Source organism: Bhargavaea sp. CC-171006 (assembly GCF_009761675.1).
In the GTDB taxonomy this organism is placed as follows: Bacteria; Bacillota; Bacilli; order Bacillales_A; family Planococcaceae; genus Bhargavaea; species Bhargavaea changchunensis.
Genome location: NZ_QUZH01000023.1, coordinates 272,135 through 292,815, shown reverse-complemented (window position 1 = coordinate 292,815; position 20,681 = coordinate 272,135). Strand labels below are relative to the sequence as shown.

At 54.1% G+C, this 20,681-nt stretch carries 24 protein-coding genes; 21 read left to right on the top strand and 3 right to left on the bottom strand.

Annotated elements, in window-relative coordinates:
* Positions 1–75 precede the first annotated feature (75 nt).
* A complete protein-coding gene (locus DZC51_RS11155) occupies positions 76–765 on the top strand; it encodes a YrrS family protein (protein WP_157295905.1) in 690 nt (229 codons plus the stop codon).
* A 25-nt stretch (positions 766–790) separates the two neighbouring features.
* Positions 791–1,486, top strand: coding sequence for a 5'-methylthioadenosine/S-adenosylhomocysteine nucleosidase (gene mtnN, locus DZC51_RS11150; protein ID WP_157295903.1), 696 nt, complete (start codon positions 791–793; stop codon positions 1,484–1,486).
* A 138-nt stretch (positions 1,487–1,624) separates the two neighbouring features.
* Here mtnN and sigK read toward each other — a convergent pair whose 3' ends face one another.
* Positions 1,625–2,356, bottom strand: coding sequence for an RNA polymerase sporulation sigma factor SigK (gene sigK / locus DZC51_RS11145; RefSeq protein WP_157295901.1), 732 nt, complete (start codon positions 2,354–2,356; stop codon positions 1,625–1,627).
* Positions 2,357–2,493: 137 nt separating this feature from the next.
* Between sigK and DZC51_RS11140 the strand changes: the two genes are divergently transcribed.
* From DZC51_RS11140 to DZC51_RS11090, 11 genes are all read left to right on the top strand, one after another.
* The gene (locus DZC51_RS11140; RefSeq protein ID WP_157295900.1) at positions 2,494–3,015 is read left to right on the top strand and encodes a YqeG family HAD IIIA-type phosphatase; all 522 of its coding nucleotides are present in this window, start codon (positions 2,494–2,496) and stop codon (positions 3,013–3,015) included.
* Positions 3,012–4,112 carry a ribosome biogenesis GTPase YqeH gene (yqeH, locus tag DZC51_RS11135; protein WP_157295898.1) on the top strand — a complete coding sequence of 367 codons (1,101 nt, stop codon included), beginning with the start codon at positions 3,012–3,014 and terminating at the stop codon, positions 4,110–4,112. The genes DZC51_RS11140 and yqeH overlap by 4 nt, the downstream gene beginning before the upstream one ends.
* 12 nt (positions 4,113–4,124) lie before the next feature.
* Positions 4,125–4,958, top strand: a complete 834-nt coding sequence (gene aroE / locus DZC51_RS11130; protein WP_157295896.1) for a shikimate dehydrogenase — start codon at positions 4,125–4,127, stop codon at positions 4,956–4,958.
* Positions 4,952–5,248 carry a ribosome assembly RNA-binding protein YhbY gene (yhbY, locus tag DZC51_RS11125; protein WP_157295893.1) on the top strand — a complete coding sequence of 99 codons (297 nt, stop codon included), beginning with the start codon at positions 4,952–4,954 and terminating at the stop codon, positions 5,246–5,248. The genes aroE and yhbY overlap by 7 nt, the downstream gene beginning before the upstream one ends.
* A complete protein-coding gene (locus DZC51_RS11120; RefSeq protein WP_157295891.1) occupies positions 5,241–5,828 on the top strand; it encodes a nicotinate-nucleotide adenylyltransferase in 588 nt (195 codons plus the stop codon). The genes yhbY and DZC51_RS11120 overlap by 8 nt, the downstream gene beginning before the upstream one ends.
* Positions 5,809–6,378 carry a bis(5'-nucleosyl)-tetraphosphatase (symmetrical) YqeK gene (gene yqeK, locus DZC51_RS11115; protein WP_157295890.1) on the top strand — a complete coding sequence of 190 codons (570 nt, stop codon included), beginning with the start codon at positions 5,809–5,811 and terminating at the stop codon, positions 6,376–6,378. The genes DZC51_RS11120 and yqeK overlap by 20 nt, the downstream gene beginning before the upstream one ends.
* 5 nt (positions 6,379–6,383) lie before the next feature.
* On the top strand, positions 6,384–6,731 hold the full coding sequence (rsfS, locus tag DZC51_RS11110; protein WP_157295888.1) for a ribosome silencing factor: 348 nt from the start codon (positions 6,384–6,386) through the stop codon (positions 6,729–6,731).
* On the top strand, positions 6,728–7,471 hold the full coding sequence (locus DZC51_RS11105) for a class I SAM-dependent DNA methyltransferase (protein ID WP_157295886.1): 744 nt from the start codon (positions 6,728–6,730) through the stop codon (positions 7,469–7,471). Before rsfS ends, DZC51_RS11105 begins: the two co-directional genes overlap by 4 nt.
* Before the next feature lie 76 nt (positions 7,472–7,547).
* Complete coding sequence (locus DZC51_RS11100) at positions 7,548–8,165, top strand: helix-hairpin-helix domain-containing protein (protein ID WP_157295884.1); 618 nt, start codon at positions 7,548–7,550, stop codon at positions 8,163–8,165.
* A gap of 70 nt (positions 8,166–8,235) precedes the next feature.
* On the top strand, positions 8,236–8,796 hold the full coding sequence (locus DZC51_RS11095) for a ComE operon protein 2 (protein WP_157295882.1): 561 nt from the start codon (positions 8,236–8,238) through the stop codon (positions 8,794–8,796).
* Between the two features lie 20 nt (positions 8,797–8,816).
* Positions 8,817–11,087, top strand: coding sequence for a DNA internalization-related competence protein ComEC/Rec2 (locus tag DZC51_RS11090; RefSeq protein WP_157295880.1), 2,271 nt, complete (start codon positions 8,817–8,819; stop codon positions 11,085–11,087).
* Positions 11,088–11,126: 39 nt separating this feature from the next.
* On the opposite strand, the gene DZC51_RS11085 is transcribed toward DZC51_RS11090, so the two are convergent.
* Positions 11,127–11,261, bottom strand: a complete 135-nt coding sequence (locus DZC51_RS11085) for a YqzM family protein (protein WP_008299875.1) — start codon at positions 11,259–11,261, stop codon at positions 11,127–11,129.
* Positions 11,262–11,435: 174 nt separating this feature from the next.
* Here DZC51_RS11085 and holA point away from each other — a divergent pair, with 174 nt between their 5' ends.
* On the top strand, positions 11,436–12,458 hold the full coding sequence (holA, locus tag DZC51_RS11080; protein WP_157295878.1) for a DNA polymerase III subunit delta: 1,023 nt from the start codon (positions 11,436–11,438) through the stop codon (positions 12,456–12,458).
* 268 nt (positions 12,459–12,726) lie between these two features.
* A complete protein-coding gene (locus DZC51_RS11075; protein WP_157295876.1) occupies positions 12,727–13,062 on the top strand; it encodes a hypothetical protein in 336 nt (111 codons plus the stop codon).
* A 332-nt stretch (positions 13,063–13,394) separates the two neighbouring features.
* Here the strand turns inward: DZC51_RS11075 and rpsT are convergent, their stop codons facing one another.
* The gene (gene rpsT, locus DZC51_RS11070; protein WP_157295874.1) at positions 13,395–13,646 is read right to left on the bottom strand and encodes a 30S ribosomal protein S20; all 252 of its coding nucleotides are present in this window, start codon (positions 13,644–13,646) and stop codon (positions 13,395–13,397) included.
* 163 nt (positions 13,647–13,809) lie between these two features.
* Here rpsT and gpr point away from each other — a divergent pair, with 163 nt between their 5' ends.
* From gpr to grpE, 6 genes are all read left to right on the top strand, one after another.
* Positions 13,810–14,865 (top strand): GPR endopeptidase, encoded by a 1,056-nt coding sequence (gpr, locus tag DZC51_RS11065; protein ID WP_157295872.1) that lies wholly within the window; start codon positions 13,810–13,812, stop codon positions 14,863–14,865.
* A 22-nt stretch (positions 14,866–14,887) separates the two neighbouring features.
* Entirely contained in the window at positions 14,888–15,706 is an 819-nt protein-coding gene (gene spoIIP, locus DZC51_RS11060) for a stage II sporulation protein P (protein WP_157295870.1), read from the top strand.
* A 97-nt stretch (positions 15,707–15,803) separates the two neighbouring features.
* Positions 15,804–17,633 (top strand): translation elongation factor 4, encoded by a 1,830-nt coding sequence (gene lepA / locus DZC51_RS11055; protein ID WP_157295867.1) that lies wholly within the window; start codon positions 15,804–15,806, stop codon positions 17,631–17,633.
* Positions 17,634–17,688: 55 nt separating this feature from the next.
* The gene (gene hemW, locus DZC51_RS11050) at positions 17,689–18,828 is read left to right on the top strand and encodes a radical SAM family heme chaperone HemW (RefSeq protein WP_157295803.1); all 1,140 of its coding nucleotides are present in this window, start codon (positions 17,689–17,691) and stop codon (positions 18,826–18,828) included.
* A 93-nt stretch (positions 18,829–18,921) separates the two neighbouring features.
* Positions 18,922–19,947 (top strand): heat-inducible transcriptional repressor HrcA, encoded by a 1,026-nt coding sequence (hrcA, locus tag DZC51_RS11045; RefSeq protein ID WP_157295800.1) that lies wholly within the window; start codon positions 18,922–18,924, stop codon positions 19,945–19,947.
* An 89-nt stretch (positions 19,948–20,036) separates the two neighbouring features.
* Positions 20,037–20,657, top strand: coding sequence for a nucleotide exchange factor GrpE (grpE, locus tag DZC51_RS11040; protein ID WP_157295798.1), 621 nt, complete (start codon positions 20,037–20,039; stop codon positions 20,655–20,657).
* Positions 20,658–20,681: the final 24 nt, after the last annotated feature.

Sequence of the window (20,681 nt, the reverse complement as noted above, 5' to 3'; positions counted from 1 at the left end):
CTGAAACAATCCGGTAATGATTTCGTCAAATAAGCGGAAATCGTTTATGATAGAGTAACCGGGGGAGGAGATGGCATGGAAGAAAAGAATTTTTCCAGGGTGGCCCGAAACCGCCAGAAGTCAAACCGGCTCCTGAATATCCTGATCGGTGTCGTCTTTGTCCTGATCGCCATCACTGCAGTGGGCATATTCACCGGCGGCGATGATCAGGCGGCCGACAGCGGCCGTGGGGCAGGAGCAGAACAGTCCGAAGGCAACGGCGGACCGGATGGCGGAAACGCGCCGGCCGATGATGCTGACGGTGAAACGGATGAAACCGGGGAGAAGGATTCCGATAATCGGGAAAAAGCCTCCGAAGAAGAGGATCCCGACGCTGAGAACAGCGGGGAGGAAGCCCAGGAATCCGACCAGCCAGGCAAAGTGATCCGGACCCCTTCGGACGAAGGCATTGTCGAAGAAACAATCGTCGACACTTCCTGGAAACCGATCGGTACCGAGCAGTCCGGCGAACACGTCTCGGTTTACGAGAAAGGCCATGTCGATTGGAAGGAAAAAGTCCGGGCCATGTCATATGCCACGGGAATCCCTGAAAGCGACATGATCGTATGGTATGTGAAAAACGGCGGCGGCCCGCAGAAATCAATCGGGACCGTATCGACCGGAGATAAAGGTGAAAAATATAATGTCCACCTGGAATGGGTGGACGGCGAAGGCTGGATGCCGGTACGGCTCGATAAGCTGAAAACGCTTGAAGGGGCCTATTGACCGGAGCTGAACGGAGGATTCTGGTATGAAAATAGCCATTATCGGCGCGATGGAAGAAGAGGTTGAGCTTCTGCGCAGCCGGATCGAAGAAAAAGAGACGACGATTGCCGGAAACAGCGAGTACACGTCCGGAAAGCTGAATGGTGCGGACGTCATCCTGCTAAAGAGCGGGATCGGAAAAGTAAATGCAGCGATGTCTACGGCTGTATTGCTCGACCGGTTCAAGCCTGATGCCGTGATCAATACAGGATCTGCCGGCGGCTTCAACAGCAATCATGAAATCGGTACGGTCGTCATTTCGTCGGAAGTGCGGCATCACGATGTGGATGTGACGGCGTTCGGCTACGAATACGGTCAGGTTCCGCAGCTTCCCCCTGCATTCGTTGCAGACGGCAGGCTCATGGAAGCAGCACACAAAGCAGTGGCAGACATCGGTGAACACGCTTCAGCGGAAGGGCTGATCGTCACCGGGGATTCCTTCATGTCCGATGCTGAACGCGTCGCCGGCGTGCGTGAACTGTTCCCCGATGCGCTTGCTTCTGAGATGGAGGCGGCTGCCGTTGCGCAGGTGTGTCACCAGTTCAATGTGCCTTTTGTTGTCGTCCGGGCCCTTTCGGATATTGCGGGCAAGGAGTCAGCCGTGTCGTTTGACGAGTTTCTGCCGAAGGCGGCGAAACATTCGGCGGAAGCGGTCATTCGTACGGTCTCGAATCTTCAGTGATCGCATGGTATAATCGAATAAGTGAATCACTACTTGGACAGGGAGTGAACAATGTGCTTTATCTAATGGCAGGTTCTTTGATTGTGACCGGTATCCTCGCTGGAGTCATGATGTTCCAGCTCGGTTCCGAAAAGTGATTTAGTCGGTCCTTCCCCCGCGCTCAGCGGGAGAGGGGCTTTTTTCATGCTTGAACTGCTGATAAAGCTTGACGAGGGCCCTTTTCTCGATCCGTGAGACGTAACTGCGCGATATGTTCAGCTGCGCGGCGATCTCTTTCTGGGTCATCGGATGATCATCCAGCAGGCCGTAGCGTCTCTGGATGATTTCCAGCTCGCGTTCATCAAGCTTGGTCAGGTGCCGGTACAACCGGTCAAAGCGTTCCTTCCGCTCCAGCCGGTCATCGGCTGTTGATTCATCGACTTTTAGGACATCGGTGATCTGCAGGGAGTAACCGTCCTTGTCGATGCCGATCGGCTCATATAGGGATACATCTTTCTGGACCTTTTTCTGGGCACGGAGATGCATGAGGATTTCATTCTCGATGCAGCGTGCGGCGAATGTGGAGAACTTGGTTTTCTTGTCCGGGGTAAAGCTGCCTACAGCTTTCATGAGGCCGATTGTGCCGATTGAGATGTAGTCGTCCAGCTGTTCGTGCCTCGGATGGAACTTCTTCACGATATGGGCGACGAGACGCATATTGCGCTCGATCAGTTCATCCCTTGCGCTGTCGTCACCCTCGGCCACCCGCCTGAGGCAGTCTGCCTCTTCCTCCGCATTCATCGGCTTCTGGAACGCCTGGCCTTTCAGGTAGCCGACCAGTGCGGGGATATCCGCCCACAGCTGAAGCAGTGCAGTGAAGATCCCGCTCACGCCAACACCTCCATTATTGTTTCTGCCACCATATGTCACAATGTGAGGAATCATGAGAATGACCGGTCCCGGGATGTGGGACAGAGCGGCGCTGTGGTATAATCGGGAAAGAATTCAGAGTCAATGGAGTGAATTGGGTGTATCGTCTTTTCTTGCCGAATGAATATGTGAAGAATGTTTTCCGGGTAACTCCGGAAAAACTTAAAAACAACGGGATCCGGGGAATCATCACCGACCTGGACAATACGCTCGTCGAATGGGACAGGCCCGACGCGACCGCGGAAATCATCGACTGGATGAAGGATATGCGCGAGGCGGGCATCCATGTGACCATCGTGTCGAACAATAACGAAGCCCGCGTCAAGGCATTCGCTGACCCGCTTGGCATCCCGTTCATCCACCAGGCGCGCAAGCCGATGGGCAGAGCGTTCCGCCAGGCGGTCCGCCAGATGGGTATTCCTAAAGAACAGGTTGTCGTGATCGGCGACCAGCTGCTGACGGATATCTTCGGCGGGAACCGCAGCGGGCTGCAGACAGTGCTCGTCGTTCCGGTCGCCAGCTCGGACGGATTGGCCACACGGTTCAACCGGAAGGTCGAACGTTTCATCATGAAAAAGCTCAAAAAACGTGGGCTCATCGATTGGGAGGAGATCAAGTGACCGAGGAGAAAACCTGTATCGGATGCGGGGCCATCCTGCAGACCGAAGATGAAAAAGCTCCGGGATATGCGCCGGCGGCCACCCTTGAAAAAGAAATGCCTCTCTGCCGGCGTTGTTTCCGGCTGCGGAACTACAACGAATTGGAGCCGGTGCCGCTGACGGACGATGATTTCCTGAAGATCCTGAATACGATCGGCTCCAAGGATGCACTTGTTGTCTACGTCGTCGACATCTTCGACTTTAACGGAAGCTGGATTCCGGGCATGCACCGTTTCGCCGGTTCCAACCCTGTGCTCCTCGTCGGCAACAAAGTGGACCTGCTGCCAAAATCGGTGAAAGAAAACAAACTCATCCACTGGATGACTTCCGAATCCAGGAAACTCGGACTGCAGCCGGAGGATGTCCTGCTAGTGAGCGCCGACAAAGGGACCGGCATCGACAGTGCAATGCGGCGCATCGAAGAGCTTCGGTCCGGCCGTGATGTTTATGTGGTCGGCTGTACGAATGTCGGAAAGTCGACTTTCATCAACCGGATCATCAAGCAGGTCGCGGGCGGCGAAGACGTCATCACGACATCCCACTTCCCGGGGACCACGCTGGATATGATTGATATTCCGCTTGATGACGGAAAATCCATGTATGACACTCCGGGCATCATCAACCATCATCAGATGGCGCATCTTCTGGATGCAAAGGACCTGAAAGTGATCACGCCGAAAAAGGAGATCAAGCCAAAGGTGTTCCAGCTGAATGAGGAGCAGACTCTATTCCTCGGTGGGCTGGCACGGTTCGATTATCTGAAGGGCGGGCGCACGGCGTTCACCGTCCATGTTTCCAATGCGCTTGATATCCACCGGACAAAGCTGGAGAAGGCAGACGACTTGTATGCCCGTCAAAAAGGCGAGCTTCTGACGCCTCCGTCGGCGGATGCGGATGCATTTCCGGAACTTGTGCGGCATGAATTTTCAATCAGGGAAGAGAGGACGGACATCGTCATCTCTGGTCTCGGCTGGATCACGGTCCAGCAGGCAGGGAAAGTCGTGGCGGTCCATGCGCCCGTTGGGGTTGCGGTCATACTCCGGCCTTCCCTGATCTGAGGGGGATAACAAATGAAAAAATGGTATGCAGTCATCGGTGACCCGGTATCCCATTCAAAGTCGCCGGCCATGCATGAGACGTGGTTTAGGGAAAATCGCATCGATGCCTCCTATATCCCGGTCCATGTTCCGGCGGGGACGGTGGGCGACGCTGTTGCCGCATTGCGCCGCCTGGGTGCCTCAGGATGGAATGTGACGGTGCCGCATAAGCAGACGATCATTCCGTACCTGGACGAAGTGGACCCGCTCGCCTCTGAGATGCAGGCGGTGAATACGGTCAAGGTATTGCCGGATGGCCGTCTGCTCGGAATGAATACTGACGGGCCCGGTTTTGTCCGTTCGCTCGAGGAGCGGATCGGCACCGCCCGGAGAAATGACCGCGTGCTGATCATCGGGGCAGGCGGTGCGGCAAACGGAATTGCCCTTTCCATGAGCCAGGGCGGGTATGGACAAATTTCGGTATGCAACCGCACCGTGGAAAAGGCCGAGAAACTCTGCAGCCGTATTGGCGGTGAGGCTCTCGGCCTTGATGAAGCGGCAGAGAGGCTGGGCGATTTCGGAATCATCATCCAGACGACGCCTGTCGGTATGTCGACCGCAACAGACGGCCTGCCTATCGCCATCGGCAACCTGGATCCGGGGGCAGTAGTGGCGGATATTGTCTACAGCCCCCTCCATACGGAATTCCTGAAAGCGGCGATGAAGAACGGAAATGAAATCGTGGACGGACTCGGCATGTTCATCTGGCAGGGTGCGCTTGCCTTCAATGAATGGACAGGCCTGATGCCGGACACGCTTGGAACAAGACAACGGCTGATAGCAGAAATGGAGGAATCAACATGCTGACCGGAAAACAAAAAAGATTCCTGAGAAGCGAGGCGCATCATCTGCAGCCCGTCTTCCAGGTGGGAAAACAGGGTGTCAATGATGAACTGATCAGCGGCATTTCCGAAGCACTGGAAAAACGCGAGCTGATCAAGGTGGCCATTCTTCAGAATGCGCCGGAGGAAAAAGAGGAAGTCGCACAGATGCTTTCCAAAAGGACCCGTGCTGAGCTCGTTCAAGTGATCGGCAAGACGATCGTGCTCTACCGGGAGTCGAGGGACAATAAGCGTCTCGTGCTTCCTGGTGAGTGAGCGAAAGAAGGTCGGCATACTGGGCGGGACGTTCAATCCGCCCCATATCGGCCATCTGATGATTGCCGAAGGCGTCCGTGACGCTGCAGGCCTCGATGAAATCCGCTTTATGCCAAACGCCATCCCTCCTCACAAGGTGAAGGAAGGCGATGCGGAACCTTGGCAGCGGCTGGAGATGACAAAGCTGGCAGTCGGCGGCAATCCTTCTTTCACGGTCGAGCCCATCGAAGTGGAGTCGGGAGGCGTTTCCTATACGTCCAGGACAATGGATCTGCTCCTTGAACGGGAACCAGGATCAGATTTTTCATTCATCATCGGCGGTGACAGCATCGAACAGCTGCATACCTGGCATGACATCGATGCGCTCGTGGAGAAAGTGGCGTTTATCGGTGTTCCCCGTCCCGGCAGCAGCGCTTCCGGCAGGTACCCGGTCAGAATGGTCAGTATCCCGCAGATCGATCTGTCCTCGACCATCCTGAGACAAAAGCTTGAAGCGGGGCGTTCGGTCAGATATCTGGTTCCGGACCCGGTGATCCGCTTTATCCGCGAGGAGGGATTGTATGAAGGCCGAACATCTTAAATCCGAGGTGGCACGGCGCCTGCCGGCGGGAAGATACGAACATGTTCTGAGAGTTACGGAAACGGCGGTGATTCTTGCGGGCCGTTTTGGGGAAGATAAAGAAAAAGCGGAGACAGCATCGCTCCTGCATGACGTGGCCAAGGCCATGCCGAAGGAGGAGCTGAAGCGGATCGTAGTGTCAGAGGGTGATCCTTCCGCTGTACTCGGATTCCATCATGAATTGTGGCATGGCCCGGCGGGAGCGGTCATCGCCCGGAATGAATTCGGAATCCTGGATGCAGATATCCTGGCTGCCGTCCGCTTCCACACAACGGGCCGCGCCGGCATGTCCCGCCTTGAAAAAATCGTTTTTGTTGCGGACATGATCGAGCCGGGCAGGGATTTTCCCGGAGCGGACCTGCTCCGGGCTGAGGCCAAGAGGTCGCTTGACTCGGCGCTGACAGCGTGCAGTGCGCACAACCTGCAGTACCTGGCTTCCGTCCGCGCCGCCATCCATCCGGACACGCTCCGGTGCTACAACGACAGTCTCTCGCAAGGAAAGGGTGCTTAGAACCGATGACAAACCAGACATTGCTTGAAACGGTATACAATGCCGCAGATGATAAAAAGGCGGCCGACATGGTCGTCCTGAACATGCAGGGCGTCTCGCTCCTTGCTGATTATTTCCTGATCTGCCACGGAAATTCCGACCGGCAGGTGCAGTCGATCGCACGTGAAATCAAAGACAAGGCGATAGAAGCCGGCTTTGCCGTAAAGCGGCTCGAAGGCTTCGACTCCGCACGCTGGATCCTGGTCGATCTCGGTGACGTGGTTGCCCATGTCTTCCACAAAGACGAGCGGTCCTACTATAACCTCGAGCGTTTGTGGGGAGATGCGCCGGAACTGGAAATGGAAGGGCAATGAGCGGAGAATCCTACCATGCATTTGCTCACGTTTATGACCTGCTCATGGAAGATATTCCCTACCGGGAATATGCCGAATGGGTCCGGAAAGTATCCGGACCCGCAGAAGGCAAAACCCTCCTGGATATCGGATGCGGTACGGGGACGCTGACGGAACAGTTTGCCCGGGAAGGCTTCCGGGTGACGGGAATCGACCTGTCCGGTGACATGCTCTCGGTGGCAAAGGAACGCTTTGAAGAAGCAGGTCTAGAGGGGATGTTTTTTGAACAGCCGATGCAGGAGATGGAAGGGCATACCGGTTATGACCTGGCGGTGATTGCCATCGACTCGTTGAACTATGTGACCGATGCCAGAGAGGTGGCCGCTGTGTTCAGACATGTTTTTGGCGCACTGCATCCGGGAGGGCGCCTGCTGTTTGATGTCCACTCCCCCTATAAGATGACCGAACTGTTCCTTGACGGGCCGTTCACCGCCGATCTGGAAGATGTTTCGTATATCTGGCATACCTATCCCGGCGAAGAGCCGCTTTCAGTAGAATCGGAAATCAGCTTTTTCCTTCGCAGGCAGGATGGACTATATGTGCGGAAGGAAGAGTTTCATCTGCAGCGGACGTTCACGCCGGATACTTATATCCGGCTTTTGGAAGAGTCCGGCTTTGCCGTCCGGTCGGTCACAGCCGACTGGACGGGGGAGCCGCCTGCCGAAAACAGTGAGCGCATCTTTTTCCATGCGGTAAAATGAAGCTTCCAAAATATTCGGGCTTCGGGTATAGTGGAGGAGACTCCATGATCCGCCATCGCCGGGAGGGAATTTTTTCTTGGAATGGCTGAAGATGAACTGGAGGAAGCTGATCCCCCCGATTGCAGCTTCCGCCCTGATCCTTACGTTTATCCTGTACACGAAAAGCCATACCGCGGGCGTGCCTGCGGATTCATTCATACCAGTTTCTGACGGGCCGGACCCGATCAGTGCCGATGACCGTGCGGACCTTTCCGCAGCGGTCATTTTTGTTGATGTGAAGGGGGCGGTCGAAAAGCCTGGTGTCTATAAGGCGGAAGAAGGCGACCGTGTCATCGACGCTGTTGCCAGGGCGGGCGGTTTTCTTCCGGATGCCGTGCCGGACGCGATCAACCATGCGGAACGGCTGCGGGATGAGATGGTTATATATGTGCCATTCATCATGCCGGAAGATGGCGGGCAGACCGGCTCGGCCCCTCCGCCCGTCTACGGTGCGGACGACGGGAAAGTAAACCTCAATACGGCGGAAGCTGAAGAACTCATGACCCTTCCAGGGATCGGTCCTGCGAAAGCGGAAGCGATCATTGCCCATCGCACCGAGCATGGCCCGTTTGCCGATCCGGCAGGCCTAATGGATGTCAGCGGAATCGGTGAAAAGACATTCGCTGCCCTTGAGGAGCTTATCACCGCAAAATGACATTGAATCCGGTTGGATTCACCGATAAACTGAGGATAATGATTTGTTACAGTTACAGGAGGCGGACATCATGGAGCGGATTAGTTGGGATCAATTTTTCATGGCGCAAAGTCATTTGCTGGCACTGAGGAGCACATGCACGAGACTGTCGGTCGGTGCGACGATAGTCCGTGACAACCGGATCGTTGCCGGCGGCTACAACGGGTCGATATCCGGAGGCGACCACTGCATCGATAAAGGATGCTATGTCGTGGACGGTCATTGTGTCAGGACGATCCATGCCGAGATGAACGCGCTGCTGCAGTGCGCAAAATATGGTGCGCCGGTTTCGGGTGCGGAAATCTATGTCACCCATTTCCCGTGTCTCCAATGCACGAAAGCGATCATCCAGGCCGGAATTTCCAAGCTGGTCTACGCGGAGGATTATAAAAATAACGAGTATGCACAGCAGCTTCTGCAGCAGGCCGGAGTACGGGTGCTCAAAGTTCCTTTCGAGGAGCGCGAAGTCGATTTTCTCGCCGAGGAGAAAATCGGGCTCTATGAAGAACTGCTGGGCAGGCTGAAGGATGCCGGAACGCCTGAAGAAGAGCTTGAAGCATATGGCAGGAAGGTGAAATCGTTATTCGGCTGAGGCTGATCGAAAACCCTATTATGTATCTGGCTCTGCCTGTCCTGGCAGCGGCTGCCGCCAGCAAGGTTTCTCCGCTGTTTATGGCACTGCTGATTCCGGCAGCCGTTGCCGCAGCCGTGAAGAAAGAACCCCCGGCTGTCTGGCTGGCGTTCATGGGAATCGCGGCGGCGTCATTTGCCTGGTTCAGCTCAAATGACGGACAGGATCATTTTCCGTCCGTACCCGAAGAAATTGTCTGGACGGACAAAGTGTCCGAATCTGGCGGCCTGCTGAGGGGATTTGCAGAAGATCCGGCAGGAAACAAGTGGTATGTCAACTACCGGTTCCGCTCTGAAAAAGAACGGGACCGGTTTTTGCACGAAGGCATTGCCGGGCACCGTTACCTGGCCCGGTCTGAAAGGGAAGTACCCGATCCTCCCGCGCATCCGTATGCCTTTGATATGGCAGCATGGCTGCGTTCCGAAGGGGCAGCCGGCATCCTGACTCTGCAGGATGCCGAGCCCGCAGGGGCGGCTCCGGGAATTTCCTCTGCGTTCAGAAGGTGGCGTGCGGCGCTCGGCAGCCACATCCGGACACACTTCCCCGAAACTGTTGCTGCCGAGGCGGAAGCACTCCTTATCGGCGAGCGCTCGGCGACAGAACCGGATGATGAACGGGCCTACAGGAGACTTGGCATCACCCATCTGTTCGCGATTTCCGGTCTTCATGTAGGAATCCTGATTTATCTGCTCAGGGAGGGACTGCTCAGGCTTGGAATCAGGACCCATATTGTGAGGACCGGCCTGATGCTGTTCCTTCCCGTCTATGCGATGCTGGCCGGCGGGGCACCGCCCGTGTGGCGGGCTGTTCTCATCTCTATGATGCTGCTCGTTCCGGAATCCAAGTCCGGAAAGCCCCGTCTGGATCTTCTTCTTTCCGCCGGGATGATTTTATTTTTGCTCGTCGACCCCCACGCCGTATCCAAACCCGGCTTCCAGATGAGCTACCTTGCAGCGTTTGCGCTGATCCATTCTTCCGCCATTCTTTCATCGGCACGCGGTTCCATTCACCAGGCATGGCTGGTCACGGTCATCTGCCAGGTGGCGGTCACACCGGTGCTCCTCTATCATTTCTTCGAGACATCCCTTTCCTCATTTGCCGCCAATCTGCTGTTCGTCCCGCTGTTTTCGGCCATCATCCTTCCTGCCAACCTGATTTTGCTCTTGCTTACTTTCATACTGCCCCAAGTGGCCGGCCTTTTGTTTACCCTGTATGTCCCGTTACGGGAAGCGTTGGCAGGGTTCATCCTGCTTTGTGCAGAACTGCCGCTGAGTGTCTGGACTCCGGGAAGGCCGGACCTCCCGTCGCTGCTTCTGCTGATCGCCGCTGTGTTCCTATTCTTTTGGCTTCTGGAAAGACGCAAAGCCAGGTCGGCTGGAGCGGTCCTTGTCGCTGTGTGCAGTATCATACATGCCGTTCCATATGCCAATCCGTCCCTTCAGGTCACGTTCATAGATGTGGGCCAGGGGGATTCCGCTTTAGTGGAGTTACCCTATAGGAGAAGCGTCATTCTGATCGATACGGGAGGAAGACTCCTTTTTGACGGAGAGGAAATGGAGGAGAAAAGCGGTTCAGGTATCGGCGGGCGGGTGGTCGTCCCTTATTTGAAGGGCCGGGGAATTACAAAAGTGGACAAGCTGGTTTTATCGCACCCGGACGCGGATCATGCGGAAGCCGCAGACGAAGTATTGAGGGAGATCAGGGCAGGTGAAATTCATATCGGACCCGGAACATATGGGGAGGAAGGATTTGCGGACGTGATCGCGGTTGCAAAAGAGGAGGGTATCCCGGTCAGGGAAATGATTGCGGGTGCGGGCTGGAAGGAAGAAGGGACGCTTTTCCGCTATCTTAATCCCATGGAGAGCGAATACCGCGGAAACAATGACTCACTTGTACTGCATCTGGAACATGACGGGTTTCGGGTTCTGTTCACCGGGGACCTGGAGGAAGAAGGGGAACAGCAGATTATCGGGGAATATGAGGACCTATTGCCGGTGACGATCCTCAAGGCAGGCCACCATGGAAGCAGGACCTCCAGCAGTGCGTCGTTTATCGGTTCCACCAGCCCGTCGGTCACCATTTTTTCCGCAGGCCGGGATAACCGATACGGACATCCGCACCCCGAAGTTACGGAGCGGTTCAGCGAGGCCGGTCTTCCCGCCCTTTCCACTGCGGATTACGGGACGATGACGTTCTCTTTCCGTCCCGGAAAAGGCCTTGCAGTAACCCACAGACGCACAAACGGACAATAAAAAACGGAGGCTCCGGTTTACCGGAAGCCTCCGCCCTGATCAGCCTGCAACGAGTTCGATAACTGTCGCAATGACGAAGATCAGCGAAAAGAATACAAAGGATACGATGAAGCCCACGCCCGAGTCGATGACGTCGTTGCGCTTCGTCTGCGGGTTCTGTTCGAATTCGTTCATTGCTACCCCTCCTATGGTTCCCCCATATTATAAGGGATGATGTAGAAAAAAGCTATAACGTACAAGGCAATCCTTGCGCGTTCAGGAGAGGTTCATGAAACTTTCACAATCTATGGAGCGGTCCGGCTTCATGTATAATAGATGAACAGGCTCAAGGGAAACGGAGTGTTCACGATGTTTACGGATAGTTGGAGAAACATTGCCAAAGGGGACATTGCACCGGTCTACCTGATCAGCGGACCGGAAATGTATTTCTTTGATGAAACCGAGAAACGGCTGAAGGATGCCATGCCCGATGCAGCCAGATCTGAACTGACCACATTCGATCTGGATGAAACACCGGTTGAAGCACTGATCGAGGAAGCGGACACTTTCCCGTTTTTCTGCGACAGGAAACTGATCATTGCGAGAAACGCATCATTCCTGAAAGCTGCCGACAAGGGGAAGGAAAAAGTGGAACATGACCTGGACAGGCTCATGGAATGGCTTGCCCATCCTCCGGATAGTGCAGTCGTCCTTTTTCTTGCGCCCTACGAAAAGCTGGATGCCCGGAAAAAAGTGGTCAAGGCGTTCCGCAAGCATGCGGTCTGCCTGGATGCGGAACCGCTGAAAACCCATGATGTCGAAACATGGGTGAAGCAGGAGGCGGCGCGTCTCGGAAGCAGCGTCTCCGACAATGCCGTCCGTCTGCTGATCGAAACGGCCGGGGAGGATCTTGTCCGTCTGCGCTCGGAGCTGGAGAAGCTCGCGCTTTATACCGGCGAGGGATTAGAGATCGGTGAAAACGCCGTCAGCCTTCTCGTGGCAAAGACGCCGGAAGACGATGCGTTTAAACTGCTCGACGCCTATATGCAGGGAGATTCGGCAAGGGCACTGCAGATCTACAGGGACCTTCTGCAAAACAAGGAGGAGCCGATCCGGCTGAACGCACTTCTGGCCAATCAGGTGCGGCTCATGATTCAGGTGAATGCCCTGAAGAAAAAAGGGTACCAGCAACACCAGATCGCCAAGCAGCTTAAAGTGCACCCATACCGGGTCAAGCTCATCCTGGAGAACAGGAAACTGGCCGATGAAGCCCGCCTGCTCGTGACCCTGTCCCGTCTGGCGGATGCTGATCTCCGTCTTAAAACAGTCTCGGGCAACAGGGAACGGGTTCTCGAACTGGTGCTGATGCAGAAGGTGAGCGGAACGAAATGAGAAGACTGCAGGACTGTGCCCAAAGGCCCGGCCTGCAGTCTTTTTTTATGCCTGGGCAAACAGGGAAATGCGGCTTTTGCAGGGGGGTTACAAAGTTCATCAACTCTCAATTAAAAGATTACTTCTAAAAGGTTGCACCCATGTTTGAATCGGGGTATAGTACGGGTGAATTAGGGTCTGCAACACCCTGAGCCTCAAGAAAAAAAGTCGTGTTATTGCCCAAGCCACTGCCCGAGCTTCACCCACAACAACCCATGAGGTGATTGAAATGATGGATGATGAAATCCACGGCTTGCTCAGGAAAGAAAACAAATGTGCAGTCATCAAGGTCGGATCGGAAACAATCGCAATTCTTATTAATCGTAAAAGAAAAACCGGGCTGAAAAAACGTGTGGCCGGCATGCTGCCGAAATACGAATATGAGAAATGGGAAGAAGAGCTGGATCAGTGGCAATACCGGCCGGTCGGCTTCAAGACCCTCTTTTCCAAGAAGTTCATCCATGCAACCATTGCCGTCTGTTTTGATGAAACTGAAAAGGTCGTCTACTGGCGCTATCTGACACCTGCAGAAAAGATGCAACTGCAGTTTTCTCAGGTTCTTTAATTCAATGATTCACGTCGTAAAATAATTTCCAATAACTAAGCCAACAAAAACTCCCCAAACTTGCTTACGCAGGCTTGGGGAGTTTTTCTGTTCAAAGGAAGAAATCATACATCTAAATCCGGAATCATTAAGATTTGTTGAAACCCTTCTTATGCATTTTAGATGGTTACGCCAATCAGTTACTTATATAAAGTCATCAAAAGTTTATGCCATTTTCACACTCATGGTCGGCAGGTTGAAGACGAAGATAGGAAGGAGTGTATCTTATTTTAAGACAAAAAAACGCCCTGTTCCGTTGGCCGGATCAGGACGGTCTGAAAGCCGAGTAACAATTACTGGGCTTTTTTCGTAAGGCGGGATTTCTGGCGGGCAGCCGTGTTCCTGTGGATCAGCCCTTTGTTCGCCGCTTTGTCGAGTTTTTGGATCGCGTCTTTCAGAAGCGCGTTTGCATTCTCGTCGTTGTTGGCAATCGCCGTTTCCGCTTTTTTCATCGCCGTACGCATCGCAGATTTCTGCGTTACGTTTTGTGCGTTGACTGCTTCGTTCTGGCGGATTCGTTTAATCGCTTGTTTGCTGTTTGCCAATGGATTCACCTCCATTCAAGGTCGGATCATGAAGCGGCCCGCTTATCGGAGCCTGCCTTTATGCAACAGACAATATTCTATCAAAACTGAAGGTTGATTGCAATCATGAAACGCAAAGAATATTCCCTTGACACATGGACATACTGATTTGGAGGTGAGTGACATGATGCAATTCGGCAGGACGGACCTGCTTGACGAAACAGATGAAATGGTCAGGCACCGTACCGAAAAGGACAAGGAAAAACTAAAAGAATCCAGTGGCATTGACTTTCGGGAAAAGCGAAAAGGACGATTTATCGTTACAGAAATTCGGGTGGATGATCAGGGTGCCGAGAAAATCGGCAGAAAGTCGGGCACCTACATTACCCTTACCGCACCGGGTCTGACTGCAGATGATTCAGAAGGCTTCGTGGAATTGGAACAGCTGCTGGCCGACAAATTGCGGGAGATGCATGCACCTCTCGGCCTGCCGGAAAATCCAAAAGTTCTTGTCGTCGGTCTCGGCAACCGCTCAGTCACGCCTGACGCAGTCGGCCCGTATGCGATCGACCGCCTCCAGGAGGCCGTCCCGGCATTTTATTCGGAAGACCCCGGGCTGATCGCCTACGCGGCGGGAGTAACCGGCCAGACAGGATTCGAGACCAGTGATTTTGTGAATGCACTGGCATCTAAAATCAGTCCCGACCTGATCATTGTCATTGATGCACTGGCAGCAAGAGACAGCACGCGTCTTTGCCGGACCATCCAGCTGACGGACACGGGAATCCATCCGGGATCCGGTGTCGGCAATGAACGGAAAGAGATTTCAAAGGAAGTGCTTGGAATCCCGGTGACTGCAATCGGTGTCCCGACGGTTGTGGACGGTCCGGTCATGGTGTCCGACGCAATCGAATCGGTGTTCAACTATATCGCCGCAAAAATAGAAGAAAAAAACTCTCCCTCCTCGGCACTGGCAGTCACGCCATGGCTTCATGACAAAACAAAAGAAACCGACAAAAAGGTTCTGAAGCCGATTTTCGGTGAGTGGTCCCAATGGTCGAAGGAAGACAAGCAGAAGCTGTTTGAGGAAGTGCTTTCGTCGGATGAGCAGAGCATGTTTGTCACGCCTAAGGAGACGGATACGTGGATCCTGCAGTATGCAACTCTCGTATCGTCCGGCGTTGTAAAATGGCTGTCGCCCGCAACGCCGGGTTCTGAATCCCCTGCTCCCGCCATATAGTGCGGGAGGGGGGATTCTTTTGATGAAGAAAAAATGGCAGTTCTATACGTGGCTGATCCTATTCCTGTTCCTCATGCCGTTCATCACGGTCAAGATCCCCGGCCTGCAAACGGATGTCCGAGAGGCCGCCACGGAATCGGGCAGACTGGTCTATGCCGCCAATCTGTTCGACTTTGAGGTGGAGGAGGACGGGAAACCGGCGGAAACGGGGGGGGCAGGACGGGCACTGATGTACTTCACCCATTCCCATGAGGCGTTTGCACCGATTCTGCGTGCAAAAGAAGGGAAGGCCGCCGTCTCGCATAGCAAGGAGAATATTATGAACCTCGGTGAAGCATTCAGTTCCCATTTCGGAATGAATGGCATCCAGCTTGATGTTCTGAACTACGACAATGCCGGCAAGATGAGCCAGAATGGCGTGCCGCATAGCCGTGCCTATAAGGCAATCCGTCCCCAGGTCCAAAAACAGATGCAGGCAGGTGCCTATGACCTTGTACTGGATGTGCATAGGGATTCCCTCGGGAGGAACAAGACGACACTGGAGCATACGGACGGGCCGTATGCCAAAGTGTACTTCGTCATCGGGGAAGATCATGGGGGCCACGAGGCAAACAGGCAATTGGCAGAGAAGATCTCGGGAAAGATGAACGAACTGGTACCCGGCATTTCAAAGGGGATTTTCAGGAAAAGCGGACATGGTGTCGACGGCATCTATAACCAGGACCTCGGCCCGAACGTGCTCCTGATTGAGATGGGCGGAACGGAAAATACAGAGGAAGAACTGAACCGGACAGCGGCCATTGTCGCAAAAGCTGCAGCCGAAGTGATCGCCGGAGGTTGACCCGAACGGGAAAAAACAATGGCTTTCCTTTAGGCCCCGATTGAATCATGTTTTGTCCACTGTTATAATTCAACTAGTTTACAGAGGAGTGGACAACATGAATCGCGAAGAACGACTTGCACGTCGGGACCACATCCGGAATTTCTCGATCATCGCCCATATCGATCACGGGAAATCCACATTGGCCGACAGGATATTGGAAAAAACTGAAACCCTGACCTCACGGGAGATGAAAGATCAGCTCCTCGATTCGATGGACCTGGAGCGTGAGCGGGGAATTACAATCAAACTGAATGCCATCCAGCTGAACTACAAGGCTAAAAACGGTGAAGAGTATATTCTTCACCTGATTGATACACCCGGGCACGTCGACTTCACCTACGAAGTTTCCCGGAGCCTGGCTGCATGTGAAGGCGCCATCCTCGTCGTGGATGCGGCGCAGGGGATCGAGGCCCAGACGCTGGCGAACGTGTATCTGGCGCTCGACAACGACCTGGAGATCCTTCCGGTCATTAACAAGATCGACCTTCCTGCTGCAGACCCCGAGCGGGTCAAGCAGGAAATCGAGGATGTGATCGGCCTGGATGCTTCCGAAGCCGTTCATGCATCTGCGAAGGCCGGGATCGGCATCGAAGAGATCATTGAACAAGTGGTAGAAAAAGTGCCGGCACCGACCGGAGACCCCGAAGCACCATTGAAGGCGCTTATTTTCGACTCTCTTTATGATCAGTACCGGGGCGTCGTCGCTTATATCCGGATTGTCGAAGGTACAGTAAAACCCGGAGACAAGATCCGCATGATGGCGACCGGAAAGGAATTCGACGTCGTGGAGGCAGGCGTTTTCACGCCAAAAGCCACGAAACGCGATGAACTGACTGTTGGTGATGTCGGATATCTTACTGCGGCTATCAAGAACGTCGGAGATACCCGCGTGGGGGATACCATTACACTTGCCGCCAACCCGGCGGATGAGCCCCTTCCTGGTTACCGGAAGCTGAATCCGATGGTGTTCTGCGGTCTTTACCCAATCGATACGGCCAAGTACAATGACCTCCGCGAAGCTCTGGAAAAGCTGGAGCTGAATGATTCCGCGCTGACTTATGAGGCGGAAACTTCCCAGGCACTCGGCTTCGGCTTCCGCTGCGGATTCCTCGGACTCCTTCATATGGAGATTATCCAGGAGCGGATCGAACGTGAATTCAACATTGATCTCATCACGACTGCGCCGAGCGTAATCTATGATGTGATTATGACCGATGAATCTGTCCTTAAGGTGGACAACCCGTCGCTGATGCCGGACCCTCAGAAAATCGAAGAGGTCCGGGAGCCGTATGTCAAGGCTTCCATCATGGTGCCGAACGATTATGTCGGGGCTGTCATGGAACTTTGCCAGCGGAAGCGCGGCCACTTTATGACGATGGATTATTTGGATTCCACGCGTGTCAACATCATCTATGAGATTCCGCTTTCCGAGATCGTCTATGACTTCTTTGACCAGCTAAAATCCCATACAAAAGGGTACGCATCGTTCGACTACGAACTGATCGGCTACCGCACGAGCAAGCTCGTGAAGATGGATATCCTCCTGAACGCCGAGAAAGTGGATGCGCTCAGCTTTATCGTCCACCGGGACTTTGCCTATGAACGGGGCAAGGCAATCGTGGAAAAGCTCAAGGAACTCATCCCGAGGCAACAGTTTGAAGTGCCCGTCCAGGCAGCCATCGGAAACAAGATCGTTGCCCGCTCGACCATCAAGTCCATGGGCAAGAACGTCCTCGCAAAATGTTACGGCGGAGACATCTCCCGGAAACGTAAGCTTCTGGAGAAGCAGAAAGCCGGGAAAAAGCGGATGAAGCAAGTCGGCTCAGTGGAAGTACCGCAGGAAGCCTTCATGGCCGTCCTCAGCATGGACGAGGACAAATCCTAACACCGGAAAAGGAGGCGGCCGCCTCCTTTTTTCGCATGAAAGAAGGAAACACAACATGACAGACGGTCTTTATATCCATATTCCATTCTGCCACCAGATCTGCTTTTACTGTGATTTCAACAAAGTGTTTTTCAAAAACCAGCCCGTTGATGAATACATCGACTGCCTTGGCGAAGAATTAAGGAGGATGCGCGGGGAAGGGATGTTCGGAAGCGACGGGCCGCTCACCATCTTTTTGGGTGGCGGGACACCGACTGCACTCGAAGACCGGCAGCTCGAAAAGCTGTTTGCTTATATTGACAGTGCCGTTCCGAAAGGCCGCCTGATCGAGTTCTCCACAGAAGCCAATCCGGATGAACTCACCCCGGACAAGCTCGCCATTCTCTGGGATAACGGGGTCAGAAGGCTGAGCATCGGTGTACAGTCATTCGACGCAGGCCTTCTGGAGCGGCTTGGCCGCACGCACAGCCCGAATGACGCTGAACGTGTCGTACGGCAGGCCCGGGACACCGGTTTTGAAAACATCAGCATCGACCTGATGTACGGTCTGCCCGAACAGACAATGGCGCAGTGGGAAGACACACTCGACCGTGCTCTTTCGCTCGGACTTCCGCATTACTCCGCTTATTCTCTGATCGTGGAACCCAAGACGGTTTTCTATAATCTGATGAACAAGAATCTGTTGCCGCTGCCCGGCGAAGACCTGGAAGCGGACATGTTCAACTTGCTGATGGAACGGATGGCGCATTCGGGTCTCCGGCAGTATGAAATCAGCAATTTCGCCAAAGAGGGATATGAATCGGTCCATAACAAGCTCTATTGGCAAAACCGTTCCTACGCCGGAGCCGGAGCGGGGGCGCATGGGTATGCAGGCGGCGTCCGCTACTCCAATCATGGGCCGCTGAAGAAATATATGAATGCGGTCTTGGAGGGCCGCCGGCCGGTTTTCGAGGAACACCGGGTAACCGCAGGCGAAGAGATGGAAGAGGAAATGTTCCTCGGACTCCGGATGACCGAAGGGGTGCGGTTCGACATGTTCAGGGAGCGGTTCGGCAGGGAGCTGGAAGATGTCTACGGCAGCCAGATCCGTGAACTTACAAATCAGGATTTGCTGACATCGGACGGGGAATCGGTACGCCTGACCAAAAAGGGCATTTTCCTCGGCAATGAAGTGTTTCAGCAGTTTCTCGGATAACGTATTGTTTGTTTGACGGACGGAATGGCATTTGATAAATTGGATATAGAAATTAGCACTCAACATATCGGAGTGCTAACAGAGGTGATGATCATGCTGACAGAGCGTCAATTGCATATTCTGCAAGCGATCGTCGACGGGTTCATCCGGTCGGCCCAGCCTGTCGGATCGCGCCAACTATCCAAACTTGAAACGGTGCCGTTCAGTGCTGCGACCATCCGGAACGACATGGCGGACCTTGAGGAACTGGGCTTTCTCGAGAAGACGCATACGTCCTCGGGAAGGGTTCCTTCCGAGAAGGGCTACCGCTTTTACGTCGACCATCTGCTCAGAACGAGGAGCCTGGAAAGGGCTGACCTGGAGCGGATCCGTTCCATCTTCGACGAGCGGCTGCTTGAGACTGAACTGATTATCCGGAAGACGGCCGGCATATTGTCCGAGCTGACCAACTATACGTCGATTCTGCTCGGGCCGGACGTTGGCCAGCACAAGGTGAAGCGATTCCAGATCATTCCGCTTTCCGATGATTATGCGGTAGCGATCATCGTTACGGACGGCGGCCACGTCGAACACCGGAACTTCCACATTCCGGAGGACATCCATCCGTCCGATATCGAGCGGATGGTGAACATCCTCAACGAGCATCTTGTCGGAATTCCTCTTCATGAGATCGATCTGCGGATGCAGACGGAGATCTCCGGAATTTTCCGTCGCCATGTGGGCCGTTACGGGGATCTGTTCAAATCGTTCCGCGAGTCGCTGAGCGCAACGAACGAAGAGCGCCTGTTCTTCGGCGGACGCATGAATATGCTGACCCAGCCGGAATTCAATGATCCCGAAAAAGCCCGACAGGTCATGCATTATATGGAAGATGCACCGCTTGCCGCGCTGCTCTTTGGCCTGGGTGATGACGGAATCCATATCCGCATCGGCTCTGAGAACGGCCACCTTGCCATGGAAGATTGCAGTGTTATCACTGCTTCTTATACAGCGGGAGAGGGCAGAAAGGGTGCGATCGCCATCGTCGGTCCGACGAGGATGGACTATGCGCGGGTCGTATCCGTGCTCGACTACATGAGCCGTGGCCTTTCCCGTGAATTGGGAAGGCATCTCAAGTGACGCCTTCCCGTTTCATAAACTTGAGCCTCCTGTTTCCGGGAGTGCTCAAATCAAAACGGTTAGTATGAGAGTTTGGAGGAGAGTTTTTCGTGTCCAACAATGAAAACAAAGAGTTGAATGATGAGGCCGTCAAGACGGCCGCGGTTGAGGGAGACAATCTGACCCAAGAAGCAGACACCTCCGTTACGGAGGCAGCAGCTGAGGGGGTTGACGCGACCGCTGAAACACCGGATAAAAACGAAGGGGAGACAGATGCCCTTGATGCTCGGATCGCTGAACTGGAGGAAGAACTGGAGGGGAAGGAAGACAAGTACCTTCGTCTGCTTTCGGACTTCGAAAACTTCAAGCGCCGGTCGGCTGCCGACATGCAGGCTTCCGAAAAGTACCGTTCGCAGCGGCTTATGCTAGAACTGCTGCCGGTTCTGGACAACTTCGGACGTGCATTTGATGCTGAAGTTAAGTCCGAAGATGCGCTTGCCCTCAAAAAAGGCATGGAGATGATTTATCAGTCTTTCCGATCCGCAATGGAGAAGGAAGGTCTTGAGGAAATCGAGGCGGAGGGCAAGGAGTTCGATCCGAACTTCCATCACGCCGTCATGCAGGGTCAGGACGACTCGCAGCCGTCCAATACCGTTTTGGAGGAACTCCAGAAAGGGTATATGCTGAAGGATCGGATTCTGCGTCCTTCAATGGTGAAAGTCAACGAATAAACAATTTGCATAATGCTTCAGGAT